This window comes from Streptomyces racemochromogenes (genome assembly GCF_044129415.1).
Lineage (GTDB): Bacteria > Actinomycetota > Actinomycetes > Streptomycetales > Streptomycetaceae > Streptomyces > Streptomyces racemochromogenes_A.
Genome location: NZ_JBBDHD010000167.1, coordinates 1 through 12,072, shown reverse-complemented (window position 1 = coordinate 12,072; position 12,072 = coordinate 1). Strand labels below are relative to the sequence as shown.

10 protein-coding genes are annotated in these 12,072 nt (G+C 74.3%); 6 read left to right on the top strand and 4 right to left on the bottom strand.

Translation table 11 applies throughout. The features are described from left to right. Positions 1 to 750: polysaccharide deacetylase family protein (locus WDV06_RS33620; protein WP_395513611.1), on the top strand; the 750-nt coding region annotated here is incomplete at its 5' end. Between the two features lie 71 nt (positions 751 to 821). Here the strand turns inward: WDV06_RS33620 and WDV06_RS33615 are convergent. Further along, a complete protein-coding gene (locus WDV06_RS33615; RefSeq protein WP_395513610.1) occupies positions 822 to 1,487 on the bottom strand; it encodes a class F sortase in 666 nt (221 codons plus the stop codon). 353 nt (positions 1,488 to 1,840) lie between these two features. Between WDV06_RS33615 and WDV06_RS33610 the strand changes: the two genes are divergently transcribed. Continuing rightward, positions 1,841 to 2,338 carry a hypothetical protein gene (locus tag WDV06_RS33610; protein WP_395513609.1) on the top strand — a complete coding sequence of 166 codons (498 nt, stop codon included), beginning with the start codon at positions 1,841 to 1,843 and terminating at the stop codon, positions 2,336 to 2,338. A 63-nt stretch (positions 2,339 to 2,401) separates the two neighbouring features. On the opposite strand, the gene WDV06_RS33605 is transcribed toward WDV06_RS33610, so the two are convergent. Both WDV06_RS33605 and WDV06_RS33600 read right to left on the bottom strand, forming a co-directional pair. Then, positions 2,402 to 3,112 (bottom strand): hypothetical protein, encoded by a 711-nt coding sequence (locus WDV06_RS33605; RefSeq protein ID WP_395513608.1) that lies wholly within the window; start codon positions 3,110 to 3,112, stop codon positions 2,402 to 2,404. Between the two features lie 197 nt (positions 3,113 to 3,309). Further along, a complete protein-coding gene (locus WDV06_RS33600) occupies positions 3,310 to 4,080 on the bottom strand; it encodes a bestrophin-like domain (protein ID WP_395513607.1) in 771 nt (256 codons plus the stop codon). 1,061 nt (positions 4,081 to 5,141) lie between these two features. Here WDV06_RS33600 and WDV06_RS33595 point away from each other — a divergent pair. Further along, complete coding sequence (locus WDV06_RS33595) at positions 5,142 to 5,972, top strand: SAM-dependent methyltransferase (RefSeq protein WP_395513606.1); 831 nt, start codon at positions 5,142 to 5,144, stop codon at positions 5,970 to 5,972. Between the two features lie 164 nt (positions 5,973 to 6,136). Then, complete coding sequence (locus tag WDV06_RS33590; protein WP_395513612.1) at positions 6,137 to 8,266, top strand: putative bifunctional diguanylate cyclase/phosphodiesterase; 2,130 nt, start codon at positions 6,137 to 6,139, stop codon at positions 8,264 to 8,266. 32 nt (positions 8,267 to 8,298) lie between these two features. Here the strand turns inward: WDV06_RS33590 and WDV06_RS33585 are convergent, their stop codons facing one another. Then, positions 8,299 to 9,369, bottom strand: coding sequence for an FAD-dependent monooxygenase (locus WDV06_RS33585; RefSeq protein WP_395513605.1), 1,071 nt, complete (start codon positions 9,367 to 9,369; stop codon positions 8,299 to 8,301). Positions 9,370 to 9,487: 118 nt separating this feature from the next. Here WDV06_RS33585 and WDV06_RS33580 point away from each other — a divergent pair, with 118 nt between their 5' ends. Both WDV06_RS33580 and WDV06_RS33575 read left to right on the top strand, forming a co-directional pair. After that, complete coding sequence (locus tag WDV06_RS33580) at positions 9,488 to 10,138, top strand: TetR/AcrR family transcriptional regulator (RefSeq protein WP_395513604.1); 651 nt, start codon at positions 9,488 to 9,490, stop codon at positions 10,136 to 10,138. A 77-nt stretch (positions 10,139 to 10,215) separates the two neighbouring features. Further along, positions 10,216 to 11,724, top strand: a complete 1,509-nt coding sequence (locus WDV06_RS33575; RefSeq protein WP_395513603.1) for a class I adenylate-forming enzyme family protein — start codon at positions 10,216 to 10,218, stop codon at positions 11,722 to 11,724. The last annotated feature ends 348 nt before the right edge of the window (positions 11,725 to 12,072 follow it).

The following is a 12,072-nucleotide window of genomic DNA, read 5'->3' as shown; positions in this document are numbered from 1 at the left end:
GCGCCGCCCGCCGGCGGGCCCGCGGCCGCCGGCGCCCCGGGAGCACAGCCGGACGGGCTGCCCGGCGCCTCCCACCGGCTCCAGCCGATGACGGCCGAGGCGCCCGCCAAGCCGCCCGCCGTGAAACCGGCCGTCCGGACCCGCCCCATCCTGGAACTGCCCCAGGGGCCGGCCGCGGGCGACCGGGCCATGCTGCTCACCTTCGACGACGGCCCCGACCCCCGCTACACCCCGGCCATCCTGGACACCCTCCGCCGGTACGGGGTCCGCGCGATGTTCTTCGTCTGCGGGGAGATGGCCACCGACAACCGCGACCTGCTGCGCCGGATGGCCGCCGAGGGACACGTCATCGGCAACCACACCTGGACGCACCCGCAGATCCCGCAGCTCAGCCGGTCGGCGCTGGAGTGGGAGATCGGGCGCACGAGCGAGGTCGTCGAGCAGGCCGTAGGGCAGCCCCCGCTGTGGTTCCGGGCCCCCTACGGCGCGTGGAACCGGGCGGCCTTCGAGATCGGGGCGGACCTGGGGATGGAACCCCTCGCCTGGACCGTGGACAGCCTCGACTGGACGGAGCCGGGGACCACCACCATCGTCTCCCGGATCCTGGACGGGGCCGCGCCGGGCGTGATCGTGCTGAACCACGACGCCGGCGGAGACCGGTCGCAGAGCGTCCGGGCGCTGGAGGCGTACCTGCCCCAGCTGCTGGCGCGGGGCTACCGGATGACCCTCCCGGTCCTGCCGCCCCGCTGAGGCCGGGCCCGTCCGCGCAGGGCCGCCGTACGGGGGCGGCCCTGCGCGGCGCGGCGCGGTGAAACGTTTGCTCAGCGGGCCTCCACCATCCGCGCGAAGACCACCACGTTGCCGTCGTAGCCCTTGGCCTTGGAGTAGCCGCCGCCGCAGGTGATCACCCGCAGCTCCGGGTGCCCGGTGTCCCCGTAGACGCGGGCGCCGGGGAAGGCGTCCTTGGCGAACACCTCCACCCCGTACACCTCGAACACGGCGGTCCGGCCGTCGTAGCGCTCCACCTCGATGTGGTGGCCCGGCTTCAGCGAGCCCAGACCGTAGAAGACGGCGGGTCCCTGTGCGTTGTCCACGTGGCCCACGATCACGGCTGACCCCTGCTGGCCCGGCGAGATGCCGTTGAGGTACCAGCCCGCCAGGTTGCGGTCCTGCGGTGGCGGGGCGTCGATCCAGCCCTGCGCGTCCAGCCCGACCGTCATCACCGGCGCGTCCACGTTGATCGTGGGAATCCGGATGCGCTGCACCGACGAGTGGTCCAGCACCTCCATGTCCGCCGGCGGCGTGGGCGCGTTGGCCGGCTGCTGGTCGGCGCGCGTCGCGACGGCCGCCGCCGCGGTGGGCTGCGGCGGCCCGTCCTCCACGTTGGCCCCGTTCCGCATCATGGCGAGGCCGCTGAGCAGCGCCAGTGCGAGCACGCCCCATGGGGAGCGTCTCCTCGGCCGCTGCTCGGTCTCGTCATCGAGCATGGCTCTCCCTTCCCGACGCGGGGGTCCCGACCCGCGTTCCAGTCCCTCCCCTGTACGCCCTTCTTCCCGCACGCTAAGGCTGGAAGGGCGGGACGGCGATCGGGGAGGGGCGAACGGGTGGTGCGTCCGGTCGGGGTGCGGCCATCCAGGTAATCATCACATAAATGTCTGACGGCTCGTGACCTGCGGATCCGTCAGATGAGCCCGGCGCGCCTCGGCGTGTCGCTCAACCGGGCGGCCCAAGGGCGGAAATGCGCCGGCTGCGCGCCGCCGCGAGGGTTCGTGATGGGAGGCGTTCTCGTCGATCTGCCCGGGCCACCGCTCCGGGGCGTTCTCCCGCTGGAGGTTCCACCATGCGTGCTTTCCGCGCTCTCACCGTGGCCGCGGCCGCCTGCGCCGCGCTCGGGCTCAGTGCCCCGTTCGCCGCCGCGAACAATCCGAACGGCGGCAACGGGCCGAGCAACGTCACGGTCAACCCCTACTCCGTGCACCAGGGCGCCTCGATGCAGGTCAGCGCGGCCGGCTGCGGCCACGGCGGCACGGTCTGGTCGCACGGCAACTTTCCGCAGACCAACCTGTCGGCCGGCTCCATCGGCTTCGCGACGGTGCGGATCTTCAACCACGCGTCGCCCGGCCACCACACCCTGTCGGTCAAGTGCCACGACAACAGCCTCGTCGCCACGCACCGCTTCACGATCCTGGCGGGCAACGGGGCGCAGGGCGGCCTCGGCGGCTCCTTCGGCCCGTCCACCGCCGAGACGGCCATCGGGGCGGGGCTGGTCGGCGCCGCGGCCCTCGGGGCGGGCGTGCACGTGGTGCGCCGCCGCCGTCCCGCCGCCGCCCGCTCCTGAGGCGTTCCACGGTGCGCTGCGCCGCCCCCGGGCCCGGCCGCGTCGGCGGGGGCCCGGGCGGTGTCAGTGTCCGCGGGCCGCACGGCGGCGGCGCAGGGCGTACGCCGTACCGCCCGCGGCGGCGATGAAGAGGCCCGCGCCCGCGGCGAGTTCGGCGGGGTCCGCTCCGGCGATGCTGCCGCCGATCCCGCCGCGGACGCCGAGCGGGGCGGTGCTCGCGCGGGCGGTGGCGGTCGCGGTGGCACGGGGGACGGGTGCCGTGCGCGCCGGCGGTGTGGTGCGGACGGGCGGGGTGGTGCGTGCCGGCGGAGTGGCCGGGGGCGGCGGCGGGCGCAGGCCCGTGCCGGAGGTGGCGGTCGGGGAGGGGGTGCGCCGCGGGCCGGTGGTGGAGCTGGTGCTGGGTTTCGTCGTCCCCCCGGCGATGGTGAGGTCGGCGGAGCCGTTCTCCCCGTTGCAGGTGAAGGTGACGGAGTACAGGGCGCCCGGCCGGGCGTCGCGGTCGACGGTGACCTTGACGGTCCTGCCCCGCTCGATGGTCACGGTGTCGAAGACCCCGGATGAGGCGGTGGCGTAGGCGGCGCCGCAGTTGCTGACGGAGAGGGTGACCGTGCCGCCGGGCGCGACCGTCGAGGGGGTGACGGCGAACGCGAAGGAGGTGGCGGGCGCCTCCTCGGCCGCGAGGGCGGCGGGCACGCCGAAGGCGCCGAGCGAGAGGGCGAGGCCCGTGACGCCGGCGCTCAGGAGGGCGGTGGCGGAGCTGCGTATCGCACCCATGGTCGGGTCCTCCGGATCTGCGAGGCACAGTCGCGCAGCGTTTCCGCACGTGGGGGGTCGTGCACCTCGCTGCCCGCCACGCTAGGTCCCGGCCCGGTGACCCGCGATCAGGGGCGTGCGAATGGGGCATGGCCGTAGGCCGAACCGGGGACGGGCCCCCGTCCCCGGTTTGCCGGGCCCGCACCCGCCCCGGTCGCTCAGCTCTTCAGGCCGAGGTGCGGGAACTGTGCGAGGAAGGGCTCGGCGGTGGCGGCGACCCCGCGTCCGAAGGGCGCGTCGAAGTCCCAGATGAGGAACAGCAGGAAGGCGATCAGGGCGCTGAAGAGGCCGGCCAGCAGGAGCTCGCGGAAGGAGCGGCGGATCTGCAGGGTGAAGATCAGCCCGACCGTCACCAGGGCCCCGGTGATCAGCCCGAACCACACGACCCCCGGCATGGTGGCCCCGGCGCTCTGGCCGCGTGCGTTGCGGGCGTCGTCGACCAATGCGACCTGGTCGACGAGGGGCTGGTACGCCTGGCCCTCGTGGTCGGTCTGCGGTTCGTAGTCCGTCACGTCGCGGCGGATCTTCTCCAGCAGTTCGGCGCTCCTGTCGGTGAGCTCGTTCTTCCTGGACATGTGGTCCCACTCCGTGTCGACCACGTAGGTCACGTACGCGTCGACGTCGGCACGGATCCTCTTGCGCACCTCGGCCGGGTAGACCTCGGAGCGGACGCTGATCTCGTGCAGGGCCTGGGACTCCTGGCGCACGTACTCCTGGGCGGCCCCGCGGCCCTCCCAGACGCCGGCGATCGCCAGGCCCAGCACGATCGCGTAGATCACCCCGATCATCATCGTCATGTACTCGATGACGTCCGGGGTCTCGTTCGGGTCGTCGTCCTCGGTGATCCTGCGGTGGTTGAAGAAGGCGATGGACAGCACCACGGCGCATGCCGCGGCCATCGCGAGGGTCAGGACGAGCCATTCGGACAAGACGGGCTCCCAATCGGTGGGCAGGGCGTTCGGTGGGCGGAGCGTGGCGGGCGCGGCCTAGCGCGGGCGCAGCGCGACAATCGCGAGCACGGCGGGGGCGGCGGTCATGAGGGTGAAGGTGACCGGTGAGATGTGGTGTTCGACCGGTTTGCGTGCCGCGGTGTGGTACGCGGGCCGGGGCACCTTCGGCTTCGGTGCGGGCGGCTTCGGCGCGGGGGCAGGCGGCGGGGGCGCAGCGGGCTGCGGCGGCGGGGGCGCGGGTGCCCGGTGCACCAGGGGCGCGGGCTTCGGCGCGGGCGGCTCGGGCGCGGGGGGCGCGGGCTCGGGCGGCGCGGGAGCCGGCGGTGGGGGCGGCGGAGGCGGAGGGGTGGGTCGGGGTGGCGGGGTCGGCTTGGGCGGGGGAGGTGTGGGCGTCGGGGTGGGTGTCGGGGTGGGTGTCGGCGGGCACGGCGGGGGAGGGGGCGGCGGGCAGTGGTGCTCGTGCCCGTGGCCGCGGCCCTTGTCGTGGCCGCGGCCCTTTCCGGGTCCGTCGCCGTGATGTCCGCCACCCCGGGAGGTCGCGCCGCCGCCGCTTCCGGCGTACGCGTACACCTCGACGGTGTCTGCGTCGTCTCCGGTGCCGATCACCGCGTAGGCGCAGCTATCGGCCACCGCCGGAGTGGCCGACAGGGTCGCCCACAGCAGGACCGGCACGGCCAGCAGGCGTCTGGCTAAGGCTCTGTTCACCCGGGGAGCATGGGCTCGCCCGCGCCCGCGCACGCGGGAGCGGAGGGCGGTTCGCCCGAACGGGCGGTTCCTGGACGGTGAGGTTTGAGACAGGTTCTGATCGGTTGTGATTGAACGTTGGTCAATTCCCAAAAGGTATTTGTCGGTTTCCGTGGCGTCCGTGGAGGCCCTCCGACGCCTTTGGTGTGTGACCAAGAACGGACCGGCAATTTCCGCTTTTGCTCGCCCTGTTGGGCAATGATCAGTACATTCGGCTCGGACAAGGAGTCCGACGGCCGCCCGACCCCCGGGCGGACCAGGTACGACCACGACACGACAACGGCTTGGAGACCCCGATGGAACGCCCCGCCTGGGCCCCGCCAGGCATCGACATATCGGTGCCGAGCGTGTCCCGAATCTACGATTACTACCTGGGCGGCTCCCACAATTTCGAGGTCGACCGCCAGGCCGCCCGCCGGGCCATGGAATTCATGCCGGGCCTGCCCAAGGTCATGCAGGCCAACCGGGCCTTCATGCGCCGCACCGTCCGCCACGCCGTGGCCGAGGGCATCACCCAGTTCCTCGACATCGGCTCCGGCATCCCCACCTTCGGCAACGTCCACGAGATCGCCCGCGCCGCCACCCCCGAGGCCCGCGTCGTCTACGTCGACCACGACCCGGTGGCCGTCGCGCACAGCCGCGCCGTTCTGGCCGGCGACGACTGCACCGGCGTCGTCGCCGCCGACCTGCGCAAGCCCCAGGACATCCTGGCCGCCCCCGAGGTCCGCCGGCTGCTGGACCTCGACCGGCCCGTCGCCCTGATGCTGGTCGCCGTCCTGCACTTCCTGGAGGACGCGGACGACCCGTACGCCGCCGTGGCGGAACTGCGCGACGCCCTCGCCCCGGGCAGCATGCTGATCCTCACCCACGCCTCCTACGAGGGCATCCCGCTCAGCGAGGAGGTCGCCGCCGGCACCGTCGGCGTCTACCGCGACATCCGCAACCCGCTCGTCATGCGCTCCCACGAGGAGATCACCGGCTTCTTCGACGGGTTCGAACTGCTGGAGCCGGGCCTGGTCTCGATGCCCGACTGGCGCCCCGACAGCACCGGGCCGCTCGCGGAGGGCGAGACCCCGGAAGACCCGTACGCCTTCTCGGGCTTCGGCGGCGTGGGACGCAAGGCGTGAGACTCCCCGCCCCGACGCCCCCGCCCGCGACCCCCGGCCAGGACCACCCGGCCGGGGGCGCCGGTCCTGCCCCCGCCCGGCTGCCGGCGGCCGGGGCCGAACCGCCCGTCCCGGACGCGGGCCGGGCGCCCCGGCGCGACCCGCTCAGCGACCTCGACGACCGGATCGGGCGCTTCGCGACCATCTGGGGACGGGCCATCTTCCCGGTCACGGCCACCTCCCTGACCCGCCCCGAGTTCGAACAGCACCTCGTCCCGCTCGCCCGGACCCTCACCGAGGCCCTGCACGCCCGCCCCTTCGACGCGAGCGTCGCCCAGGGCGTGGGCGCCGAACTCGTCGCCGTGCACTGCACCGACCCCGAGGCCCTCGCCGGCACCCTCGGCGTCGTCGAGTCCTACCTGGTCCTCTACTGCGGCCCGGACGCCGCCGCCGACCGCGGCGAGAGCACCGAGGAGTACCGCTCCCGCTGCGCCCGGCTCCAGCACGGCATCGCCGCCGGGTACGCCCGCGCGCTGCGCGAGCGGACCCTGCGGGAGCAGGAGGCCATCGCCTGCTCCGCCCTGACCGCACGCATCGACGCCCAGCAGGCCCTGCACGCCAGCGAGGAACGCTTCCGGGCCGTGTTCGAGGGCGCCGCCGTCGGCATCGGCATCGCCGACCTCGACGGCAACATCCTGGAGGTCAACGACGCCCTCCTGAAGATGTTCGGCGGACTGGAAGGCCACGTCCGCAGCCGCAACGTCAGCGAATGGGGCCACCCCGACGACACCCCGCACGTCTGGAAGATGTACGGGGAGCTGGTGCGCGGCGAGCGCGAGCACTACCGGGTCGAGAAGCCCTACTACCGGCACGACGGCACCGTCCTGTGGACCAACCTCACGGTGTCCCTGCTCCGCGACGCCGACGGGGTGCCCCAGTATCAGCTGGCCCTGATGGAGGACACCACCGAACGCCGGCTGCTCAACCTCCGCCTGCGCTACGAGGCCACCCACGACGCGCTGACCGGGCTGCCCAACCGCACGCTGTTCTTCGAACGGCTGGAGAAGGCCCTGAACGCCGCCCCCGGCAGCCGCTTCGGCCTCTGCTACCTCGACCTCGACGGGTTCAAGACCGTCAACGACAGCCTCGGCCACTCGGCGGGCGACCGGCTCCTCGTGGAGGTCGCCGACCGGCTGCAGAGCTGCGCCACCGGCCCGGGCGAGGTCGTCGCGCGGCTGGGCGGGGACGAGTTCGTGGCCCTCACCACCGGCCCCGGCGCCCAGACCGAGGAGAAGGTCACCGACCTCGCCGTCCGCATCCTGACCGCGCTGTCCACACCCATCCGGCTGGAAGGCCGGGAGCTGTCGGTGCGCGGCAGCATCGGCATCGTCGAAGGCACGGCGGGCGAGCGCACCCCGGCGGAGGTGCTGCGCAGCGCCGACATCACCATGTACCGGGCCAAGGCGGCCGGCGGCAACCGCTTCGAGTTCGCCGACGCCGAGGCCGACGCGCGCGCCATCACCCGGCACGGCCTGACCAACGCCCTGCCGGCGGCGCTGGAGCGCGGCGAGTTCTTCATCGAGTACCAGCCGCTCGTGCACCTGCACGACGGCACCGTCCACGGGGCGGAGGCGCTGGTGCGCTGGTCGCACCCCCAGTACGGGGTGCTCGGCCCGGACCGCTTCATCCCGCTGGCGGAGCGGACCGGGCTGATCGTGCCGCTCGGCCGCTGGGTCCTGGAGGAGTCCGTCCGCCAGGCCCGCACCTGGCAGCGCCAGCACGGCGGGGCGCCCCTGCGCGTCAACGTCAACCTCTCGCCCACCCAGCTGACCCACCCCGGGCTGGTCGCCGACACCCTGCGCGTCCTGGAGTCCTCGGGCCTGGCCCCCGGCGCGCTGTGCCTGGAGGTCACGGAGTCGGCGCTGATCGGAGCCGACGACGAACTCCTCGAACCGCTGCGCCGGCTCGCCGCCCTCGGGGTGGACATCGCACTCGACGACTTCGGCACCGGCTACTCGAACCTGGCCAACCTGAGGCGCCTGCCGGTCAGCGTCCTGAAGCTGGACCGCTCCTTCACCCAGGGGATGCAGCAGGAGCCGGCCGACCCCGTGGACGTCAAGATCGTGGAAGGCATCGTCGCCCTGGCCCACAGCCTGGAGCTGGCGGTGACGGTCGAGGGGGTGGAGACCGGGGCCCAGGCGGCCCAGCTCCGGGCCCTCGGCTGCGACACGGCCCAGGGCTGGTACTACGCCCGCCCGGGCTCCCCCGACCGCATCCACACCCTCTCGCTCTGCGACGCCGTACCCACCCGGTGAGGTAGCGGGACCGGGCCGGGACCGCGCGGGCGTCAGCGCATACCGGCCTCCGTTCCCCGGCCGGGCTCGCGGACCGCGGCGAGGACCCGCCGGTGGCGCTCGGTGGTGTCGGCCAGCAGCCGCTCCGCCGCCGGGAGGCGCTCGGCCTCGTATCCGTCGAGGGCGCCGGCCCCCGCCGTGCCGGTAGGGACGGCGGCCAGGGTGCGGGCGAGGGCGGCCGCGTCCTGGATGCCGGTGTTCATGCCCAGTCCGCCGGCGATCGGGTGGACATGGGCGGCATCCCCGGCGAGGAAGACCCGGCCCTCCCGCATCCGGGCGGCGCGGCGGACGTTGACCCGCCAGTCCGAGAGCCAGGTGGCCTCCGTCAGCCGTATGCCGGGCACCCCCGCGCACCGGTCGAAGATCCGGCGGAAGCCCTCCAGGGTGGCGGGCAGCGGCTCGCCCCGCCCGTCGGTCTCCGGGGAGGCCTGGAGCTGGAAGGTGTCCGTCCCGGGCATCGGGCAGAGCATGATCCCGGCGCCCTCCGAGGTGAACCACTGGTGCCAGTACTCCCGGCTCAGCCCGGGGGCCCGCACGTCCCCGACGACCATCGTCGCCTTCGCCTCGGTGTACCCCTCGAAGGGGATGCCAAGGAGCTCACGGGTGGTGCTGTGGCCGCCGTCGCAGCCGGCGGCGTACCCGGCGCGCACCGAACGGCCGTCCGCCAGGCGGGCCGTGACCCCGGCCGGGTCCTGGGCGAGCCCGGTGACCCGGGTGCCGTACTCGACGCGGACACCGAGCCCGGCGAGCCGGTCGCGGAGGATCTCCTCGACCTGCCACTGGCCGATCAGGAGGCCGCCGCCCGTGTCCGGTGTGTCGTTGACGTGAGCGCCGTCGAAGTACTTGCGCAGGACCAGGCCGCGGGTGCCGGTGGCCGCGATCCGCTCCCCGGTCCCGAGCCGGCCGAGGACCTCCAGGCTCTCCGGGGTGAGTCCCTTGCCGCGGGACTCCCGGTGGGGGCCGGACCGCTGGTCGAGGACGCGGACGGAGATCCCGCGCAGGGCCAGGTCGCAGGCCAGGGCGAGTCCGGTGGGGCCGGAGCCCGCGATCAGTACGTCGGTCATCGGAAGGGTCCTCTCTCGTCGATTCCTTCGTCGCTGAACCAAGGAAAGCGCGTCGGACAGGAAAATGCAACCCGGTCAAGAAATTGACTTGGTTGTGATTTTCCCCTACGGTGGTCGCATGGAGAACACGACGGGTCTGCGCGAGAGCAAGAAACTGCGTACGCGACGCCAGCTGGCGGCCACGGCGCTGGAACTCTTCCTGGAACGGGGCTTCGACGCCGTGTCCGTGGCCGATGTGGCAGCGGCGGCCGAGGTCTCCAAACCCACCCTGTTCCGGTACTTCCCGAGCAAGGAGGACCTGGTCCTGGACCGGTTCGCCGACCATCAGGACGAAGCGGCGCGGATCGTGCGCGACCGGCCGGCGGGCCGCGGGCCGGTGGGCGCGCTCCACGACCACTTCCTGGCGGCCCTCGCCGAGCGCGACCCCATCACCGGACTCTGCGACCATCCGGACGTCCTCGCGTTCCAGGGCCTGCTGTACTCCACCGCGAGCCTGGAGGGCCGGATCGCCCACTACACCGCCCGTGAGGTGGAACTGCTCGCCGCCGCCCTGGAGGCGGAGGGGGCCGAGCCGCTGCCGGCCCGCCTCGCCGCGACACATCTGGTGGCGGTCCGCCATGAGCTGGGCCGGGAGAACTGGCGGCGGATGGCCGCGGGCATGACGGCGGAGGAGGCCTACCCGGCGGCCGTCGGCGACGCCGACCGGGCCTTCGGCATGCTGGCCGACGGACTCGACCGGACCCTGGGGCCCCTCATACCCCGGTCCTGACCCGCTCGGGCCGCCGGTCCCTGCATGATGCCCGGTGAGGGGCCGCCGGGCAGCGGGCCGGAGAGGTGGATGCACGGATGGCGGCGCGGTATGTGACCGAGCTGGTCGCGGCGTTGGAGCGGCACGGGGCGCGGCCCGCGATCGGGGCGGGGCCGCGGGTCCTGCGGTTCTCCGAGGTGCTGGACGCCGTCCACCGGCTGGCCGGGGCGCTGGCCGAGACCGGCGTCGGGCGGGGGTCGGGTCTGGCCTGCGTGACGGGCGGCAACCGGCCGGAGGCGCTGCTGGTGCGGATCGCCGCGCATCTGCTGGGAGCCCGGCTGACCCAGGTGGTGGCCGGACCGGCGGTGTACGGGCTGGAGTTCATCCTGCGGGACTGCCTGCCCGGCCTGGTGGTGCACGACGTCCCGGTACCGGCGACGGGTGTGCCGCTGCTCGGCCTGGACGACCTGCTGGCCCGCGCGGCCGGGCGGGCGCCGGCCGACGTGCCGGTGCGGGCCCGGGAGGAGGACGTCGCCCGGGTGACGTACACCGGCGGGACCACGGGCCGGCCCAAGGGGGTGGCCTCCACGTTCGGGGCCATGGCCGCGCGGGACGGCAGGCGCGGGGCCGCCTGGACGGAGTCGGTGCACCTCTCGGTGACCAGCCTCGCCCAGCGGGCCGGCGGCCGGTGCCTGGAGCAGCTGCGGGCCGGTGGGCGGGTGGAGATCCTCGACCCCTTCACGCCGGCGGAGTTCGCGGCGGCCTGCCGGCGGCTGGGGCGGGTCTCCACGTACCTGACGGCCCCGATGGTGTACCGGCTGCTGGACGACCCGGTGACCGCCGGGGGCATCCCCGGTCTGGAGGCCGTCTCGTACGGGGCCTCTCCGATCCTTCCCGAGCGGTTGCGTGAGGCGGTGACCCGCTGGGGCGGGCGGTGGCGGCAGGGCTACGGGATGAACGAGGCGGCCGTGATCTCCCGCCTCACCCCCGCCGACCACGACGCGGCCGTCGCCGGCCGGCCGGGACTGCTGGCCTCCGTGGGCCGCCCGGCCGCGGGGGTGGAGGTACGGGTGCGCGACGAGCGGGGCGCGGTCCTGCCCGTGGGGCGTACGGGGGAGCTGTGGATCCGCTCGGCGGCGATGATGACCGGCTACTGGAACCAGCCCGGGCTGACCGCCGAAGTGCTGCGGGACGGCTGGCTGCGGACGGGGGACCTCGGCCACGTCGACGCCGACGGGTACCTGTACCTGGACGACCGGCTCAAGGACGTCGTGATCGTCGACGGGGTCAACATCCACACCCTGCCGGTCGAGGCGGCGCTCGCCCGGCACCCGGCCGTGGCCCAGGCGGTCGTGGTCGGACGGCCCAGCGCGACCACCGGTGAGGAGCTCTGCGCCTTCCTCGTACCGGCCGCCGGCCATGCCCCGAGCGGAGCCGCTGCCGCCGAGGCGTGCGAGCTGGCGGCCCGCGAGCTCGCCCCCGCGCACCGGCCGACGGCGGTCTTCTGGGAACGCGAGATCCCCCTGACGGACCGCGGCAAGCCGGACAAGCGCCGCCTCCGAGCCCGCGCCGCGCCCCCGCCCACCCCCGGCCACCACACCCCCTGACCCGGCCCCACCGACCGTGGGCCGCCGCCCTGGCCCGCCACCGCCCCGGCCCCACCCTGGGTCGCCGCCCAGCCCCGGGTCGCCGCCACCCTGGGCCGGGCTCGCCTCCGGCCGGCCCCTGCCGGGCCGGTGAGCGGTGCCGTGGGCGGGGCAGGGCCGCGCGCTGTCTATTATTAAAAAATACGACCCCACCAGTACGCTTTACGCATGTGGGGTTGGGGGGGGTTGGTGTAGAGGAGTGCGGGGGTGGAGGGCTCCTCGCGGCGCGCCCCGACCACCGCCCCCACCAGGTCGCCGCCGCCGGGGCGGCCCGCGTTGACGACCACGGCGTCGGGCCGGTGCCGGCGG

Bases quoted from the DNA above. Each gene is read 5' to 3' on its own strand.
- WDV06_RS33585 (WP_395513605.1), bottom strand. From the start codon at position 9,369: ATGACCGACGTACTGATCGCGGGCTCCGGCCCCACCGGACTCGCCCTG.
- WDV06_RS33615 (WP_395513610.1), bottom strand. From the start codon at position 1,487: ATGCTCGATGACGAGACCGAGCAGCGGCCGAGGAGACGCTCCCCATGG.
- WDV06_RS33580 (WP_395513604.1), top strand. From the start codon at position 9,488: ATGGAGAACACGACGGGTCTGCGCGAGAGCAAGAAACTGCGTACGCGA.
- WDV06_RS33610 (WP_395513609.1), top strand. From the start codon at position 1,841: ATGCGTGCTTTCCGCGCTCTCACCGTGGCCGCGGCCGCCTGCGCCGCG.
- WDV06_RS33605 (WP_395513608.1), bottom strand. From the start codon at position 3,112: ATGGGTGCGATACGCAGCTCCGCCACCGCCCTCCTGAGCGCCGGCGTC.
- WDV06_RS33575 (WP_395513603.1), top strand. From the start codon at position 10,216: ATGGCGGCGCGGTATGTGACCGAGCTGGTCGCGGCGTTGGAGCGGCAC.
- WDV06_RS33595 (WP_395513606.1), top strand. From the start codon at position 5,142: ATGGAACGCCCCGCCTGGGCCCCGCCAGGCATCGACATATCGGTGCCG.